We start from the raw sequence: 16,987 nt of genomic DNA on the forward strand, positions 1-16,987 counted from the left end.
GGGCTCAGACGATAGGGCCGGAGCCTCGTCAGCGGAAGCCTCCTGGCTCCTGTCCGACGGGCGTGCCGTGGCTCTTGACCGACGGGCGTGCCGTGCTCGACCGTTCCACCAGGCGGGTCGACAGCTCCGTGCGGGTGCTCTCCGGACGGTCGCCGTCCATCATGCGGACCAGCAGCCGGAGGGCGGTCGCCGCCATCTCCGACAACGGCTGGCGGACGGTCGTCAGCGGCGGGGCGATCCAGCGGGACTCGGGCAGGTCGCCGAAACCGACGACGCTGACGTCGTCGGGCACCCGCAGGCCCCGCTCCGCCAGCGCCCCGTACACGCCGAGCGCCATGCGGTCCGAGCAGAGGAACACCGCCGTCGGCGGCTCCGGCAGGTCGAGGAGGTCCAGCACGCGGCGGCCGGCGGCGCCCTCGTCGGCGCCGGTGTGACGGATGTACTCGGGGCGGTGCCGTATCCCCGCCGACGCGAGCGCCGAGCGGTACCCGGCGACCCGGGCGTCGCCGCACATCGTGTGCCGCCGCCCCGCCACGACCGCGATCCGCTCGTGGCCGAGGGCGAGCAGGTGCTCGGTCGCCGTGACACCGCCCTGCCAGTTCGCCGCGCCCACCGACACCACGCCGGACGGCGGTTCGACCGCCGGGTCGATCATCACGAACGGGATGCGGTGTTCCATCAGCCACGCGTACTGCGACGGGGTCAGGTCGGCCAGGTTGCACAGCACCCCCGCCGAGCCACGTGCGATCAGCTTGTCCAGCCAGCCGCGCTCCGGCCGTCCGCCCCGCGTCCGGGCCGGCCCCGCGGAGACCACCACCTCCAGCCCCGCGTCGTGGGCCGCCGACTCCACCCCGTGCAGCACCGCCCCCGCCCCGGACGTGTCGAGCGCCTGCACGACGAGGTCCACCAGGCCCGGCGCACGCCCCGCGTCGAACCGGGGTCTGCGAACGTAGCCCAGCCGGTCCAGCGTCTCCATGACCCGGCGGCGGGTCTCCGGAGCCACGTCCTCGCGGCCGTTGACCACCTTGGACGCGGTCGGCACGGACACTCCGGCCTCGCGGGCCACCACGGCCAGCGTCGGACCGGAGGACGTGCTCGCACTCCCCGTTCGGCCCATCGGGAAACCACCTCTCCGGCCCGCCCAGGGCCATCGGATAGTAAGCGCTTCCTACCCTAAGTTCGCCACAAGATCTCGGGAAGAGGCCGGAGTTGGCGGCTCCGGCGGCTCACGGCGACCCCGGCCGGTCGAAGTGACATGGGCATGCCCCGCTCCGCCGGAATACCGGGCGCGGGCGTGGTGCTCTGGTTGTGCACGGTGCAGTGGCGCGGTGAGGAGGCTGGTGGCGCGATGACGGCAGACCAGACAGACCCCGTGGAATCCGTGGACCCCGCGGAGAGCCCCGAGGGCCCCGGAGGACCCGTGGTGCGCACGCCTTACGGAGCGGTGCGAGGCCGGTTCGAGCACGGGATCGCGGTGTTCCGGGGCATCCCGTACGCCGCGCCTCCGTTCGGGCCGCGCCGGTTCCGGCCGCCCGTGCCGCCCGAGCCCTGGGACGGGGTGCGGGACGCCGGCGGCTTCGGGCCGACGCCGCCGAAACCGCCGTACTCCGAAGCCTTCCAGAAGTACCTGTCCGACCCGGTCGTGCCCGGCGACGACTGCCTGAACCTCAACGTCTGGACCCCCGAGCCGGGCCCCGGCGCACGGCTTCCGGTGCTGGTGTGGCTGCACGGCGGCGCCCTGACCAGGGGATCCTCCGCCGTGCCGGTCTACGACGGCCGCACCTTCGCGCGCGACGGCGTGGTCTTCGTCTCGGTCAACTACCGGCTGGGCGTCGAGGGCTACGGCCTCTTCCCGGACGCCCCCGCCAACCCCGGCCTGCGCGACCAGGTCGCCGCGCTGAAGTGGGTGCACGAGTCGATCGAGGCCTTCGGCGGCGACCCCGGCCGCATCACCCTGGCCGGACAGTCGGCCGGCGCGATCAGCGTCGGCGCCCTGCTCGCCGCCCCGCAGGCACAGGGGCTCGTGCGGCGCGCCGTGCTGCAGAGCGGCCCGCCGGAGACCTCCGACCGGGACAAGGTACGGCGGATGGTGCGCCGCATGGCGACCCGGCTGAAGGTCCCGGCCACCGCGGCCGCCTTCGCCGAGGTCGACCGCGACCTGCTGCTGCGCACCCAGGGCGAGGTCGGCCGGCTCAGCAGCCCCGTGCTCGGCGGCCCCGCCTTCGGCATCGTCGTCGACGGGGACGTCGTCCCCGGCGACCCCCTTCAGGCGTTGGCGGCCGGCGAGGCGGCGGCCGGCGTCGAACTCCTGATGGGCTGGACGAGCGACGAGTACCGGCTGTGGCTGGTGCCCGGCGGGCTGCTGGAACGCGTCGACCGGCTCGGCGCGGTCGCCCTGGCCGGCGCGATGGCCCGCTGTCGCTGCGGCGCCGAGGTGCCCCGCGGCTACCGGGCCCTGTACCCGGACGCCGGCGCCGCCGAGATCGTCGGCCAGATGGTCACCGATCACCTGCTGCGCGGCCCGCTGCAGCGGCTGGCCGACGCCCGGACGGGAACGTCGTACCTCTACGAGTTCGCCTGGCCCTCGCTGCTGCCCGGCCTGGGCGCCTGCCACGCGCTGGAACTCGGCTTCGTCTTCGACACCGGCCACGTGCCCGAGTCGGCCAGGCTGGCGGGCGAGGGCGCGCCGCAGGATCTCGCCGACGCGATGCACGGCGCCTGGGTGCGCTTCGCGACCGACGGCGACCCCGGCTGGCAGCCCTGGGACGCCTCGCACCCGGTGCGGGTCTTCGGCGCGGGCGAGCCGCACACCGCGTACGGCCCGCGGGACGCGGCGCTGGCACTGTGGACCGGCCCCGCGGACGGTCCCTCGCGGGGCCTGTCGCGGGCTCCCGCGATGGCGGCAGCCTCCGCCGACGGCTCGCCCGCCCGGGACCCGGAGCCGCGGTCGGCCGTACGACGGCTGCGGCTGCCGGGGACCGTCCGGCGGCCGTGAGGGCGGTTGGGGTGGCGGTTGGGGCGGTGGTGGGGGCCGCCGGGGTGGCTCACGCCGCCGCGGTGACCGGTGACCGGCCGTCGGCGACCGGTGAACAGTGACCGCCGGTGAACAGTGACCGGCCGTCGGCGACGAGCTGTGGCGGCCGGTGACCAGCCGCCGCGGCTCGGCGGACCGGTGACCGGTCAGGCCGCCCGTAGCGGGCCGGAGACGGCCGGGCCGGGCGCCGGGGAGGCCGGCCCCGGCCGCAGGTGTCCGGCGCCCCGGCCGCAGGTGTCCGGCGCCCCGGCCGCAGGTGTCCGGCGACCAGTTGTAGCCGCCGGCGACCAGCCATGTCCGTCCGTGACGAGCGGTAGCCGCCGGCGACCAGCTGTGGCCGTTGGCGACCAGCCGCCGGCGACCAGCGTCCGTTGACTGCCGCGACCCGCGACCCGCGACCTGCGACCGGTGGCTGATGACCCGCGACCGGTCACCCGCGACCGGTCACCCGCGACTGGTCACCCGCGACTGGTCACCCGCGACTGGTCACCCGCGACTGGTCACCCGCGACTGGTCACCCGCGACCGGTCACCCGCGACTGGTCACCCGCGACCGGTGACCCGCGACCGGTGACCCGCGCGACCAGTACCGCGTGACCGGTGACCCGTCAGGCCGTCCGCAGCGTTGCCGCGATGCCCGCGATCGCCTCCGGGCCCACCCGGCAGCACCCCCCGATGAGCCGCGCCCCGGCCTCCCGCCAGCCCCTCACCTGATCGGCGGAGAAGGTGGAGTCGCCCTTCCAGGAGCGGGCCGCGGCGTCCCACGACTCGCCGCTGTTGGGGTAGGCGACGGCGGGTCTGCCGGTGACCCGGACGGCCGTGGCGACGGCGGCGGCCACGTCCTGCGGGGCGCAGCAGTTGACGCCGACCGCGATCACCTCGTCCACGTCGGCGGCGAGGGCGAACGCCTCCTCCAGGGGCTGCCCGGCGCGGGTGCGGTCGCCGTCCACGCTGTACGACAGCCACACCGGCACCCCGAGCCCGCGCACCGCCCGCAGCAGCGCCGCGGCCTCGTCGGCGTCCGGCACCGTCTCCAGCGCGAGCACGTCGGGACCGGCCGCGGCCAGCACCTCGATGCGCGGGCGGTGGAACGCCTCCAGCTCGGCCACGCTCAGCCCGTACCGGCCGCGGTACTCGGAGCCGTCCGCGAGCATCGCGCCGTACGGGCCGACCGAGGCCGCCACCCACAGCGGGCGCCCGGCGTCCGCCCGCCGCGCCGCCTCACGGGCCGACTCCACGCTGAGGGCGAGCAGTTCGGCCGCCCTGTCCCGCCCGATGCCGCGTTTCCCGAACCCCTCGAAGGTGGCCTGGTAGCTCGCGGTGATCGCGACGTCGGCGCCCGCGCGGAAGTAGGCGAGGTGCGCCTCGGTCACCGCTTCGGGACGCTCGGCGAGCAGCCGCGCCGACCACAGCTCGTCGCTCAGGTCGTGCCCGGCGGACTCGAGCTGGTTGGACATGCCGCCGTCGAGGACGACGGTTCGGCCGGCGGAGATGGCCTCGGCGAGGGAGGACGGGATGGTGCTGGTCATGCCCCGACGCTAGTCGAAGAGGTGCGCGGCAACCGCGTGTGTCCAGTAAGTGAACAGATCGCCCACCATGTGGGATGCGGCGTTACGATCAGGCCCTCCCCGTCCCCCTCCCCAGGGAACCGCCATGCCTGCCACCAAGCCCGCCGAGGCGAACGAACCGTCCCGGCGGTCAGCCACCTCTCCCACCTCAGCCACGTCACCCACCTCAGCCCCCGAGGCGCCGACGGCTTCCGACGCGCCCGAAGCCGCCCAGGCCGCCCCGCGCCGCCGCACCTTCGGCCTCGCCGCCGCAACCGCGCTGGTCATGGGCAACATCATCGGCGGCGGCATCTTCGCGCTGCCCGCCGCCGTCGCCCCGTACGGCACGGTCAGCCTGCTCGCCTTCGTGGTGCTGTCCTTCGCGGCCGTCCTGCTCGCCCTGCTCTTCGGGAAGCTGGCCCGCCGCAGCCCGGTCACCGGCGGCCTGTACGTCTACCCGCGCGACGCCTTCGGTCCCTTCGCCGGATTCCTGTCCGCGTGGTCGTACTGGACGATGTGCTGGGTCAGCATCGCCGCCCTCGCCGTCGCGGTCGTCGGGTACGTCGACGTCCTGATACCCCTGCACGGCAACCACGTCCTGGAGGCTGTCGTCGCCCTCGCCGCGCTGTGGCTGCCGGCGGCCGCGAACTTCGCCGGGACCCGCTGGGTCGGCGCGGTCCAGGTCGTCTCCACGGTCCTGAAGTTCGTTCCGTTGCTGCTGGTCGCCACGGTCGGCCTGTTCTTCGTCGACACGGACAACTTCGGCCCGTTCAACGCCTCCGGCCAGAGCGTCTCCGGCGCGCTGGCCGCCTCGGCCGCGCTGCTGCTGTACAGCTTCCTCGGCGTCGAGTCGGCCGCGGTGAGCGCGGGCGAGGTCGAGGACGCCGAGCGCACCGTCGGCCGGGCGAGCGTCCTCGGCACCCTCGGCTCCGCCCTCGTCTACCTCCTCGGCACGGTCGCCGTCTTCGGTCTCGTCCCGCACGACGAACTGGCCGGCTCCGGGGCCCCGTTCGCCGACGCGGTGAACGCGATCACCGGCGGCTCCTGGGGCGGCACCGCCATCGCGCTCGTCGCCGTCGCCTCGATCACCGGCTGCCTCAACGGCTGGATCCTGCTGGCCGCGCAGATGCCGTACGCGGCCGCCCGCGACGGCCTGTTCCCGAAGCCCTTCGCCAAGGTGGGCAAGGGCGGCGTGCCCGGCTTCGGGGTGTGGGCGGTGGCCGTCCTCGGCACCCTCCTGATCGGCCTCAACTACACGGCGGGCCCGGACACCACCTTCCGCGTCCTCGTCCTGATCACCACCTTCACCGGCTGCGTGCCGTACCTGCTGTCGGCCGCCGCGCAGCTGTACTGGCTCGCCCGGGGCTCCCGCGCCCGCGTCCGCCCGGCCGGCCTCGCCCGCGACCTGGTCGTCGCCGGCCTCTCCTTCGGATTCTCCTTCTGGCTGATCGCGGGCGCCGGTTACGCGGCCGTCTACCAGGGCGTGCTGTTCCTCTTCGCGGGCATCCCGGTGTACGTCTGGCTGCGGGGACGGCAGGAGGAGGCGACGGCCGAGGAGACCGCCTGAACACCCGCGCCTGCTGGACCGCGTCCGCCCGCGCCGACGCGTGAGGGCCGGGCCGGCCGGGCCGCCATCCGGATGTTCGCCCCGTCGGCCGGCGGTCCCGAGGGCATCGCCGGTGTCGCCCGGCGATGATCGGCGCCGTCGCGCGCCCCGGTGCCGAGGACGCCGAGACGCGGGTGAGCGGCCTCCGGCATCCGCCCCCGGCTAATCTCGACGGATGCCCGAAACCGCGTACCCCGAAGCCGAGGCACGCGATGTCCTCGGCGCCGGCGCACCCCGTTGTGAACCCTTGGTCCACAACCCCAAGAACGGCGTCACCGCGGGCGTCTGGCGGGTCGTCGCCGGTGGACGCTCGGCGGTGCTGAAGGTGCTCACCCGGCGGGGGCAGGGGGACACCGGGCACTGGGCGGCCTCGGACGACCCGCGGCACTGGAACTACTGGCGGCGCGAGGCGCACGTCTACGAGTCCGGCCTCGCGCGGGTCTGGGCGCCGTACGGCATCCGCGCGCCCCGGCTGCTCGCGCTCGTGGAACGGGCCGACGGGGACGTCGCGTTGTGGCTGGAGGACGTACAGGGCGAGCCGGCGACCTCCTGGCCGGTCGCCCGGCACGTCGAGCACGCCCGCCGGCTCGGCGCCGCGCAGGGCGCCGCGCGGAGGGAGGAGCGGGCGGCGGACCGGCCGTGGCTGTCCCGGCGGTTCCTGCGCGAGTACATCAGCGGCAACACCCTGGGCCAGGAACTCCTCGACGACCCCGAGGCCTGGCAACAGCCCCTGATCCGCGACCACTTCCCGGCGGGGCTGCGCCATGACATGGTCCGGCTGCACCACGACCGCGAATGGTTCCTGCAGATCATGGAGTCGCTGCCCCGCTCCCTGAGCCACCTCGACCAGTGGCCCGCCAACCTCCGCTCGCACGGCCCGGACGGCGTCCTGTTCGACTGGGCGTTCACCGGCGACGGCGCGCTCGGCGAGGACCTCGGCAACTACCTCCCGGACTCGGTCTTCGACCTGTTCGTCCCGGCCGCCCGCCTGCCCGAGTACGCCGCGGCGGCCTACGCGGCATACCTGCACGGGCTGCGCGAGAGCGGCTGGCGCGGTGAGGAGCGGCTCGTCCGGCTCGCGGTGTGCGCCTCCGCCGTGAAGTACGACTGGCTCACCGCGCTGATGCTGGCCCGCGCGGGGGAGGAGCAGCTGGACTACGGCGGCGCCCGGAAGGTCTCCGCCGAACGCCGCTACCGCGAGCGCGGGGCGGCGCTCGCCTTCCTCGCCGGCTGGGCGGCCGAGGCGCGTGCGCTGGCGCCCCGGCTCGGGTTCCCGGAGGCGCCGAGCGGGCGCCTCGGCTAGGGCGGGGGACGCGAAAGCGCTCTCTGTTCATCCCGTCCAACCCGTTGACCTCCTCCTCCCACACCCATACCTTTTCCGCGTTCGTGATGACAGATGACGTTTGAAATATCGAACTTCCGACGTCGAATGTCGGGCGTCCGGCGTCCTGACGCCCCTGGCCGGACCGGCCACCGTCCACCTCCCCCCACGAGAGGCAGCCGCATGAGCCGCGACGACGACCTGCCGCAAGTCCCCAGCCGCCGACTCGTCCTGAAGGGAGCCGCGCTCGCCGCGGGCGCCCTGGCGGTCACCCCGGCGATCCCCGCCACCGCCGCTTCCGCTGCCGGTGCCCCCGCCCGGGGGCCGCAGGCCGCGGCCCCCTACCTGAATCCGCTGGTCCGGCAGCGCGCCGACCCGCACATCCACCGCCACGCGGACGGCCAGTACTACTTCACCGCCACCGTCCCCGAGTACGACCGCATCGTGCTGCGCCGCTCGCCGACGCTGAACGGCCTCGCCACCGCGGCCGAGTCGGTCATCTGGACCAAGCACGCCACCGGCGTGATGGGCGCCCACATCTGGGCGCCGGAGATCCACCGCATCGGCGGCAAGTGGTACATCTACTTCGCCTCCGCGCCCGCCGAGAGCGTGTGGGACATCCGCATCTGGGTCCTGGAGAACGCCGACCCCGACCCGCTGCGCGGGACCTGGGTGGAGAAGGGGCAGATCAAGACCGCCTGGGAGACGTTCTCGCTCGACGCCACCACCTTCACCCACCGCGGCACCCGCTACCTCGCCTGGGCCCAGCACGAGCCCGGCATGGACAACAACACCGCCCTGTGGCTGTCCGAGATGGAGAACCCCTGGACCCTCAAGGGACCCCAAGTACGGCTGTCCACACCGGAGTATGACTGGGAGTGCGTCGGCTACAAGGTCAACGAGGGGCCCGCGGTCGTCAAGCGCGACGGCCGCCTGTTCATGTCGTACTCGGCCAGCGCCACCGACTGGCACTACTGCCTGGGCCTGCTCACCGTCGACGCGGACGCCGACCTCATGGACCCGGCGAACTGGACCAAGTCGCCGACGCCGGTCTTCACCAGCAATGACACCACCCGGCAGTACGGCCCCGGCCACAACTGCTTCACGGTCGCCGAGGACGGCCGCACCGACGTCCTCGTCTACCACGCCCGCCAGTACAAGGAGATCACCGGCGATCCGCTGAACGACCCCAACCGCCACACCCGCGTCCAGCCGCTCGGCTGGAAACCCGACGGCACCCCCGACTTCGGCGTCCCCGTCGCCGACACGGCGGCCGGCCTCGCGCAGGAAGGAGCCTGAGATGCGACGCGCGTACGCGGTCCTGCTCGCCCTCTGGCTGGGGCTGGCGGGCGCCCTGGTGACCGCCGGGCCCGCCCGGGCCGCGACCCAGACGATCACCAACGGCACGCAGTTCACCGACACTTCGGGCAACGCCGTGCACGCCCACGGCGGCGGCGTCATCAAGGTCGGCTCCTACTACTACTGGTTCGGTGAGAACCGCAACGCCGACAACACCTTCCGCTCCGTGGACGCCTACCGCTCCACCGACCTGAAGACCTGGGAGTTCAGGAACCACGTCCTGACCCAGTCCGGCGCCGCGGAGCTGGCCACCGCCTACATCGAGCGGCCCAAGGTCATGTACAACGCCTCCACCGGCCAGTTCGTGATGTGGATGCACAAGGAGAACGGCACCGACTACAGCGAGGCCCGCGCCGCCGTCGCCGTCTCCGCCACCGTCGACGGCGCCTACACCTACCGGGGCAGCTTCCGGCCCCTCGGCCAGTACATGTCCCGCGACCTCACGACCTTCGTCGACAGCGACGGCACCGGCTACCTGGTGTCCGCCACCAACGAGAACTACGACCTGCACATCTACCGCCTCACCGCCGACTACACCGGCATCGCCGGCCTCGTCGCCAACCCGTGGGCGGGCGGCCACCGCGAGGCGCCGGCGCTGTTCAAGCGGAACGGCGTGTACTTCATGCTCACCTCGGGCGCGACCGGCTGGAGCCCCAACCAGCAGCAGTACGCCACCGCGACCAGCCCGTCCGGCCCGTGGACCGCGATGACGAACGTCGGCGACTCCACCGCCTACGGCTCGCAGACCGCGTACGTCCTGCCCGTGCAGGGTGCGGCGGGCACCTCGTACCTCTACCTGGGCGACCGCTGGGGCGACTCCTTCGGCGGCACCGTCGACGACTCCCGCTACGTGTGGCTGCCGCTGACCTTCCCGACCTCCACCACCATGTCCATGTCCTGGTACCCGGAGGTCACCGTGGACACCGCCGCCGGCACGGTCGGCGGGACGAGCGCCGTGTACGAGACGCTGGTCGCGCGGCACAGCGGCAGGTGCGCCGACGTCACCAGCCAGTCGCAGTGGCAGGGCGCCCAGATCAAGCAGTACGACTGCAACGGCGGCAACAACCAGAAGTACTGGTTCAAGTCCCTCGGCGGCGGCTACTACCAGCTCATGACCCGGCACAGCTCCCTGTGCGTGCAGGAGAACGCCGCCACCGTCACCCAGGAGGACTGCGACGCCTCGGCCACCGCCCAGCAGTGGTCGGTCGTCGCGTCCGGGTCGTACGTGAACATCAAGTCCCGCGCGAGCGGCGAGTGCCTGGACGTGTCCGGCGCGTCCACCGCCAACTCCGCCGCGATCATCACGTACACCTGCAACGGCGGCACCAACCAGCAGTGGACGCGCGGGTCCTGAGATCAGGCCAGCAGGTCGATCGCGTCGATCGACGTGCCCGCGCTGAGGAAGGACGTCGAACCCGAGCCGCTCGCCACGTAGATCTTCAGCGTGTTGTACGCGCTGGTGTCCGTCAGCCACGCGGACGCCGGGACGCTGTAGGTGAACGTGTGGTTGTTGCCCCGGTAGGAGCCGACGGTCAGCGACCGGGTGCTCGGCTGGGCGGGCGGCGAGGGGACGGCGGAGGTCCAGGCGTCGTTCACGACGATCTGCGGCCGGCCGTTGGCGTAGGCCGTCGTCACACCGATGCGCAGGGTGTGTGCGGCGGCGGCCTGCGCGGCCGTCAGCCGGAAGTACACGACGATGCCGCTGTTGACGTCCTTCCACAGGTAGCAGGGGAAGGCGGAGGTCTCGGTGCCGCTGCCGATCACCACGTTGCCGGTCCAGGAGGCGGCCCGGACGTCGGACGGGTGCGCGTACGTCATCAGGTCGGCGTTCTTGAATCCGGCGGGCGTGCCGTTCCAGTCGCCGATGCGCCAGATCGCGGTCGCGTTGCCGGGGTCGTTGGAGGACGGGACCGTGATCGTGTTGAGCGTGGTCGTCGCGCCCGCGGAGACGGTCACGGAGGTGGTGTACACGGCGAGTTCGCCCTTGAAGACGGTCAGCGTGTACGTCCCCGGCAGCACCCCGGCGATCGAGAAGTATCCGTCCGAGGAGCGCGCCGAACCCCAGTACTGGGCCGCCGAGTTGGCGAGCCCGACGGTGTACGGGTACGCCGTGTTCCGGCCGCCGATGCCCACCCCCGCGACCCGGCCGCGCCCGCTCGCCGGCACGTACCCGGAGATGCCGAGCGAGTCGGCCCACGAGGTGTCCATGTTGGCGTGGTACAGCGCGGACGAGGGGGCTCCGCCGTCCGTGAAGGCGATGACATAGGGGCCCTGCAGGCCGAAGCGCTGGGCCTCCGTCTGGTTCTCGCCGTAGTACAGGATCTCGTACAAACCGCCGCCGTCCGCGCTCTGGTGGCGCAGCAGCGAGCGGTAGAAGGGGCCGCCGGAGGCCTTCTCGTGGTTGGAGCGCACGACGTACAGGCCCACGCCGCCCGAACTCCAGCCGATGTAGTCGTAGTCGACGACCCTCAGCTTCGAGTAGTGCTTCGAGCGGGTCTGGCCGTCGGACTTCGCGAACACGTCCGAGGCCTCGATGGTGGTGGGCGCGTAGGTGTAGGAGTCGGGGGCGTCGTTGAGGAACATGCCGGCCTTGACGCGCACGATGTAGCGGGTGGCGGAGACCGAGTCGTCCGCCTTGTTCGTCCACAGGTAGACGTTGTTCTCGCCGCTGCGGGCCGCGTAGTAGTGCTTCAGCGTGCCGTACGCGACGGAGACCAGGATCGTCGAACCGGACTGCTTGATCGTCACCGTGGAGGTGCCGAGGCCGGACTCGACGTGCGAGTTCTTGCCGCCGTAGCCCTGGTACTCGGTGCCCTTGTAGATGAGCGAGGTCAGGTCGCCGTTGGTCTTGCTGACCTTGAAGACGAGACTGGCGCCGGTGTCGACGACGTAGTTCGAGCCGTCGTCGGTGTAGCCGAAGCTCGCGGCGGACGCCGACGGCGCCAGCGGGCCGGCGAGGGCGGCCGAACCGGCGACGGCCGCGCCGCCGAGCACGAAGGTACGGCGGCCGACCGCTCTGTTCGCGGTGTCGGACATGGGGGTGCCTCCTTCGGAAGCGGTGGGGAGTGCGGGTGCCTGTGAGGGTGACAGTTGAAACGATTTTGCGAAAGGGCTTTCGCACGGCGGAAGTTGGCGATGGTGTGAATGTGGCCCTGGGTCTAGAAAGCGCTTGCTCGCGGGCGGTACCGTCCAGCCGCCAGGCCTTGCCGACCTGCTTCCTAGGAGCCGTCAATGAGACGTTTCAACCTCGCCGTGCTGGCCGCGCTCACCCTGTGCGCCGGGCTGACGGCCGTACCGGCCGCCCGGGCCCACGACGCCGGCCGGCCGCTCGGCATCGACAACTGCACCGCCACCGCCTGCCACTTCGACGTCCCGCCCGGCACGTACGACGTGCGGGTGCTGCTCGGCGGCGAGGCCGCGTCGAGCACCGCCGTCAGCGGCGAGACCCGGCGCTCCCTGCTCCCCGAGACGTCCGTCCCGGCGGGGATGGGGGTCCCCCCGCTCGAGCGAAGTCGAGAGTGGGGGAGGGTGGCCCGCAGCTTCACCGTCAACGTCCGCACCCCGGAGGGGGAGCCCACGGGCGCGGAGGGCACCCCCGGCCTCGACCTCACCCTCGGCGGCTCCGCGCCCGCCCTCGCCGGCATCCGCGTCACCCCGGCCGCCCACGCCCGCCAGATCCTGCTCGTCGGCGACTCCACGGTCTGCGACCAGCCGGGCGAGCCCTACTCCGGCTGGGGCCAGCAGTTGCCGCAGTACCTGCGCAGGGGGCTGTCCGTCGCCAACTACGCGGATTCCGGCGAGAGTACGGTCAGTTACCTGGGGAACCCGCAACTGTGGGGTACCGTACAGCCGTTGATCCGCCCCGGCGACCTGGTCCTGATCCAGCTCGCCCACAACGACAAGACGACCGACGAAGCGACCTACCGCGCCAACCTGGAGACGCTGGTGGCGGGCGTGCGGGAGAAGGGCGGTGAACCGGTGCTGGTGACGCCCATCGTGCGGCGCTGGTTCAACTCCGACGGCACCCTGAACAACAACACCGCACTGCTGGTCAACGGGCTCGGCGTGGACCATCCTGCCGTCATCCGGTCCGTCGCGGCCGCGGAGGGCGTACCGTTGGTCGACCTCACGGCCAGGACCAAGGCGCTGGTGGAGTCCCTCGGCGTCGAAGGCTCCAAAGCGATCTACCTCTACAACGAGAAGAAGGACAACACCCACACCTCCGTGCACGGCGCGACCGTGTACGCGGGCCTGGTGCGCGACGAACTCGTCGCCCAGCACCTGGTGCCCGAGCATCTGGTGCGGGTGGACTGAGACCCTGGGGCGTCCCGACCGGAACCGGGGCGCCCCAGGCCTGACCGGACGGTGAGGGACGGGATCCCCGGGGAAGGTCCGCCGAAGAGTTCCCCGGGAGAGATCTGCCGGGAGAGATCCCCCGGCGAGGCCCCGGTGAGCCGCCGGAAGAGATCCTCTGGTGAGCCGCTGGAAGAGATCTTCTGGTGAGCCCCTGGTGAGCCCCCGGTGAGCCGCTGGAAGAGATCCCCGATGAGCCTCCGGTGGGGAGCCGCCGGAACAGAGCCGACGCCGAAAGAGAGCCCATGGAACTGCCGCCCGACGACCGTGCCCTCAGCCCGCACACCGGCTTCACCCGCGCCCACTGGGAGGCCGCCGCCGACGCCCTGCTCGCGGCGGTCGAGCCGTACGCGGCCGAGGGCGGCGCGCTCTACCACCTGCCCGGCGACCGCACGAGCTGGTCCGGGCGGCTCTCCGACGGCCTGGAGGGCTACGCCCGCACGTTGCTGCTGGCGGCCTTCCGCCGCGACGAGACCGTCCTCCAGCGGTACGCCGACGGGCTCGCGGCCGGCGTCGCGGGCGTCTGGCCCCGGATCGAGGACCGCGGGCAGCCGCTCGTCGAGGCCGCCTCCATCGCCCTCGCGCTGCGCCTGACCCGGCCGCTGCTGTGGGACCGGCTGGACGACACCGTGCGCCAACGGGCGGCGGCCTGGCTGGGCGACGCCCTGACGGCCGAACCCTGGCCCTGCAACTGGGAGTTGTTCCCGGTCACGGTGGGCGGCTTCCTCGAGGAGATCGGTCACGAGCCGCAGGCCTCCCGCGAGGCCGTCGACCGCGGCCTGGAACGCATCGAGAAGTGGTACGCCGGCGACGGCTGGTACACCGACGGCGACGGCCGCAAGTTCGACTACTACAACGGCTGGGCCATGCACCTCTATCCGGTGCTGCACGCCTGGCTGGCCGGCGACGCCCGGCTGCTGGAGCTGTACGGCGGCCGCCTGGAACGCCATCTGGCCGACTATGCACGCCTGTTCGGCGCTGACGGCGCCCCGATGCACCAGGGCCGCTCCCTCACCTACCGGTTCGCGACCACGGCCCCGCTGTGGCTGGGCGCGCTGTGCGGCCGTACGCCACTGGCGCCGGGGGAGACCCGGCGGCTGGCGTCCGGGGCGCTGCGGTACTTCCTGGAGCGGGGCGCGGCCGACTCCCGCGGCCTGCTGACCCTCGGCTGGCACGGGCCCGACCCGTCGGTGCTTCAGGGCTATTCGGGGCCGGCGTCACCGTACTGGGCGAGCAAGGGCTTCCTCGGCCTGCTCCTCCCGCCCGACCACGAGGTGTGGACGGTCGCCGAGGAGCCCGGCCCGGCCGAGCGCGCCGACGCGGTCACGCCCGTCGCGCCGCCCAACTGGCTGCTCCAGTCGACCCGTTCGGACGGGCTGGTGCGCCTGCACAACCACGGCAGCGAGGACGTCCGCTACGACCCGTACTACACGCGCCTCGCCTACTCGACCGCGACGCGCCCCTCGGCGTCGTACGACAACAGCGTCCTCGTCGGCGACGACCCCGCCCGCACCGGCATCGAGCCGCTGGGCGTGGGCGACGGCTGGGCGGCGTCCCGGCACACGGCGGGCGGCGGCGCGAAGGTGACCGCCGTGGTGCTCGCACGCGGGGCGGTGGAGGTACGGGTCTTCCGGGTGACCGGCGCGCGGCCGGGCACGCCGGTCCGGGTGACCGGCTGGACGGCACCCCCGGAGGGCGTGCGCGCCGAACTCGTCCCCGCCGCGGGCCTGTCCGACGCCCTCACCGGCACCACCGGCGACGGACCCACCCTTTTCGTAGCCCTGGCCCGCCTGACGGGAGAGCCGGATCCGGCGCCCTTGCCGGAGGCGGTGAGCGTATGGACCGACGGGGAGGGGGCCGGGGACGGGGACTTGACGGTGCGGTGGAGCGGGGAGGAAGCAGGCATCCGGATCCGGCTGAACGACGACGGGGTCCAGGTCGTCCCGCAGCCCTGAACCCTCACGACGCCCCCACGGAGGCCGGTGCCCGGCCTTCTCCGGGTGCGATGTCCGGTCCCCTTCGGGCGGGGGTGTCTGGCTTTCCTTTGCGGTCGGGGTCCGGTCCTTTTCGATCGGTCGAGGTCCGGTCCCTTTCGGGTGGGGGTGTCTGGCCTTCCTCTGCGGTCGGGGTCCGGTCCTCTTCGGGCGGTCGGTGCCCGGGCGCTTCCGGCGGTCGGTGCCTGGCCTTCCCCAGAGGCCGATGGCCGGCCTTCTCCGGCGGGTGTTGTCCGGCCTTCTTGGCGGTCGGTGCCCGGCCGCTTCCGGCGGGGATTGTCCGGCCTTCCTCCGGAGGCCCGCGACCGGCCTTCTTCGGAGGCCGAGGCCCGGCACCTTCAGGCGGCCGAGGGCCGGGCACCTTCCGGCGGCCGGTGCCCGGCCCCTCCGGAGGCCGGAAGCCGGCGCCCGGCGTTCGGCGCCGCGTCGACGCTTCGGTCGGGGCCGAAGCGACCGGCGCCTAGCGTGGCGGTATGAGTGACAGCGCGCAGGAAACGCCCGCGCAGGCCGTCGTCGGGATGGTCGAGCACGTTCTCGCCCTGGCCGCGACCTGGACGCACTGGGACGGCAGGCCCGTACCGGCCGACGACCGTGTGTACACCCCGCACAAGGCGATCCGCCGGGTCGCCGATCACCTCGTCGACCACTTGGCCGAGATGGAGGCCCGCCTGGTGGGTGAGGAGCCGCAGCCGGATCACTGGCACGCGTCCGCGGTGACCGGCGAGGCGGACCTCGCCCCCTTCACCCTTCAGGACCTCGACGAGGCCCGCAGCCGGCTCACCCGGCTCGCCCGCGTCTGGGCCAACCGCCTCGACGCCCTCAGCGACGACCAGCTCGACCACTCGCCCGGCCAGGGCTGGAGCTTCCGCCAACTGGCGCTGCACCTCGCGGGATCCACGTACTACGCCGACGCGCTCGGAGACCTGTCGTGACCGCGTTCGCCGACCTGCACCACGCCGACGAGCCCCTGCTGCTGCCCAACGCCTGGGACCACGCCTCGGCCACCGCGCTGGCCGCCCAGGGCTTCCCGGCCGTCGCGACGACCAGCCTCGGTGTCGCCGCGGCCGCCGGGCTGCCCGACGGCGCGTCGGCGACCGGCGACGAGACCCTCCGGCTCGCCCTGGTCCTCGGCAGCGAGCCGTTCCTGCTGTCGGTCGACGCGGAGGGCGGCTTCAGCGACGACCCCGACGAGGTGGGGGAGTTCGCGCGGCAGCTGGCGGTCGTCGGCGCCGTCGGCGTCAACCTGGAGGACGGTCTCGGGCCCGTCCGGCGGCACGCCGCGAAGATCGCCGCGGTGAAGGCCGCCGCGCCGGGCCTCTTCGTCAACGCCCGCACCGACACCCACTGGCTGGGTGAGGGGGACGGCGAGGACACCCTGCGCCGCCTGGACGCCTACCAGGAGGCGGGCGCGGACGGCGTGTTCGTGCCCGGACTGACCGACCCCCGGCGGATCGCCGCCCTGGTGCGTCACCTGGACGTCCCCCTCAACGTCCTCTACTCGCCCGACGGCCCCGCCGTCCCACACCTCGCCGATCTCGGCGTGCGCCGCGTCAGCCTCGGCTCCCTGCTGTACCGGCGGGCGCTGGGCGCCGCCCTGGAGGCGGTGGCGGACATCCGCGCGGGCAGGACCCCGCGGGGCCGGACACCGGCGTACGCCGACGTCGCACCGGCCGGCCGCCCCGGCGGTCCGTCTCACCGCGCCGCGCACCCTGAAACTTGGTAGAGTTGAAGCTTTCGTGGGTATCACATCCGTTGGGACTCATCACCGGCGAGG

The 16,987-nt window shown here is 73.2% G+C and carries 12 protein-coding genes; 9 read left to right on the plus strand and 3 right to left on the minus strand.

Annotated features, from left to right (window positions below; all coding sequences use genetic code 11):
- Nucleotides 1-28: 28 nt before the first annotated feature.
- On the minus strand, nucleotides 29-1,117 hold the full coding sequence (locus tag AB0G63_RS01735; RefSeq protein ID WP_360742573.1) for a substrate-binding domain-containing protein: 1,089 nt from the start codon (nucleotides 1,115-1,117) through the stop codon (nucleotides 29-31).
- A gap of 303 nt (nucleotides 1,118-1,420) precedes the next feature.
- Here AB0G63_RS01735 and AB0G63_RS01740 point away from each other — a divergent pair, with 303 nt between their 5' ends.
- Complete coding sequence (locus tag AB0G63_RS01740) at nucleotides 1,421-2,995, plus strand: carboxylesterase family protein (RefSeq protein ID WP_360743142.1); 1,575 nt, start codon at nucleotides 1,421-1,423, stop codon at nucleotides 2,993-2,995.
- A 646-nt stretch (nucleotides 2,996-3,641) separates the two neighbouring features.
- On the opposite strand, the gene mmuM is transcribed toward AB0G63_RS01740, so the two are convergent.
- Entirely contained in the window at nucleotides 3,642-4,562 is a 921-nt protein-coding gene (gene mmuM, locus AB0G63_RS01745) for a homocysteine S-methyltransferase (RefSeq protein WP_360742576.1), read from the minus strand.
- A 124-nt stretch (nucleotides 4,563-4,686) separates the two neighbouring features.
- Here mmuM and AB0G63_RS01750 point away from each other — a divergent pair, with 124 nt between their 5' ends.
- From AB0G63_RS01750 to AB0G63_RS01765, 4 genes are all read left to right on the plus strand, one after another.
- Nucleotides 4,687-6,147: an amino acid permease gene (locus AB0G63_RS01750; protein ID WP_360742579.1), complete on the plus strand. Its 1,461-nt coding sequence runs from the start codon at nucleotides 4,687-4,689 to the stop codon at nucleotides 6,145-6,147.
- A 214-nt stretch (nucleotides 6,148-6,361) separates the two neighbouring features.
- Nucleotides 6,362-7,489, plus strand: coding sequence for an aminoglycoside phosphotransferase (locus AB0G63_RS01755; RefSeq protein WP_360742582.1), 1,128 nt, complete (start codon nucleotides 6,362-6,364; stop codon nucleotides 7,487-7,489).
- A 201-nt stretch (nucleotides 7,490-7,690) separates the two neighbouring features.
- Nucleotides 7,691-8,806, plus strand: a complete 1,116-nt coding sequence (locus AB0G63_RS01760; RefSeq protein WP_360742585.1) for a glycoside hydrolase family 43 protein — start codon at nucleotides 7,691-7,693, stop codon at nucleotides 8,804-8,806.
- Between the two features lies 1 nt (nucleotide 8,807).
- Nucleotides 8,808-10,220, plus strand: a complete 1,413-nt coding sequence (locus AB0G63_RS01765; protein ID WP_360742588.1) for an RICIN domain-containing protein — start codon at nucleotides 8,808-8,810, stop codon at nucleotides 10,218-10,220.
- A gap of 2 nt (nucleotides 10,221-10,222) precedes the next feature.
- Here the strand turns inward: AB0G63_RS01765 and AB0G63_RS01770 are convergent, their stop codons facing one another.
- Nucleotides 10,223-11,902, minus strand: a complete 1,680-nt coding sequence (locus AB0G63_RS01770) for a rhamnogalacturonan lyase B N-terminal domain-containing protein (protein ID WP_360742590.1) — start codon at nucleotides 11,900-11,902, stop codon at nucleotides 10,223-10,225.
- 195 nt (nucleotides 11,903-12,097) lie between these two features.
- Between AB0G63_RS01770 and AB0G63_RS01775 the strand changes: the two genes are divergently transcribed.
- From AB0G63_RS01775 to AB0G63_RS01790, 4 genes are all read left to right on the plus strand, one after another.
- Complete coding sequence (locus tag AB0G63_RS01775; protein ID WP_360742593.1) at nucleotides 12,098-13,180, plus strand: rhamnogalacturonan acetylesterase; 1,083 nt, start codon at nucleotides 12,098-12,100, stop codon at nucleotides 13,178-13,180.
- 284 nt (nucleotides 13,181-13,464) lie between these two features.
- A complete protein-coding gene (locus AB0G63_RS01780; protein ID WP_360742596.1) occupies nucleotides 13,465-15,174 on the plus strand; it encodes a DUF2264 domain-containing protein in 1,710 nt (569 codons plus the stop codon).
- A 512-nt stretch (nucleotides 15,175-15,686) separates the two neighbouring features.
- Nucleotides 15,687-16,145, plus strand: coding sequence for a hypothetical protein (locus tag AB0G63_RS01785; protein WP_360742599.1), 459 nt, complete (start codon nucleotides 15,687-15,689; stop codon nucleotides 16,143-16,145).
- Nucleotides 16,142-16,936, plus strand: coding sequence for an isocitrate lyase/phosphoenolpyruvate mutase family protein (locus AB0G63_RS01790; RefSeq protein ID WP_360742602.1), 795 nt, complete (start codon nucleotides 16,142-16,144; stop codon nucleotides 16,934-16,936). Before AB0G63_RS01785 ends, AB0G63_RS01790 begins: the two co-directional genes overlap by 4 nt.
- Nucleotides 16,937-16,987: the final 51 nt, after the last annotated feature.

The organism is Streptomyces sp. NPDC020996, from assembly GCF_040641355.1.
Classification (GTDB): Bacteria; Actinomycetota; Actinomycetes; order Streptomycetales; family Streptomycetaceae; genus Streptomyces.

Bases quoted from the DNA above. Each gene is read 5' to 3' on its own strand.
- AB0G63_RS01735 (WP_360742573.1), bottom strand. From the start codon at position 1,117: ATGGGCCGAACGGGGAGTGCGAGCACGTCCTCCGGTCCGACGCTGGCC.
- mmuM (WP_360742576.1), bottom strand. From the start codon at position 4,562: ATGACCAGCACCATCCCGTCCTCCCTCGCCGAGGCCATCTCCGCCGGC.
- AB0G63_RS01750 (WP_360742579.1), top strand. From the start codon at position 4,687: ATGCCTGCCACCAAGCCCGCCGAGGCGAACGAACCGTCCCGGCGGTCA.
- AB0G63_RS01755 (WP_360742582.1), top strand. From the start codon at position 6,362: ATGCCCGAAACCGCGTACCCCGAAGCCGAGGCACGCGATGTCCTCGGC.
- AB0G63_RS01760 (WP_360742585.1), top strand. From the start codon at position 7,691: ATGAGCCGCGACGACGACCTGCCGCAAGTCCCCAGCCGCCGACTCGTC.
- AB0G63_RS01765 (WP_360742588.1), top strand. From the start codon at position 8,808: ATGCGACGCGCGTACGCGGTCCTGCTCGCCCTCTGGCTGGGGCTGGCG.
- AB0G63_RS01770 (WP_360742590.1), bottom strand. From the start codon at position 11,902: ATGTCCGACACCGCGAACAGAGCGGTCGGCCGCCGTACCTTCGTGCTC.
- AB0G63_RS01775 (WP_360742593.1), top strand. From the start codon at position 12,098: ATGAGACGTTTCAACCTCGCCGTGCTGGCCGCGCTCACCCTGTGCGCC.
- AB0G63_RS01780 (WP_360742596.1), top strand. From the start codon at position 13,465: ATGGAACTGCCGCCCGACGACCGTGCCCTCAGCCCGCACACCGGCTTC.
- AB0G63_RS01785 (WP_360742599.1), top strand. From the start codon at position 15,687: ATGAGTGACAGCGCGCAGGAAACGCCCGCGCAGGCCGTCGTCGGGATG.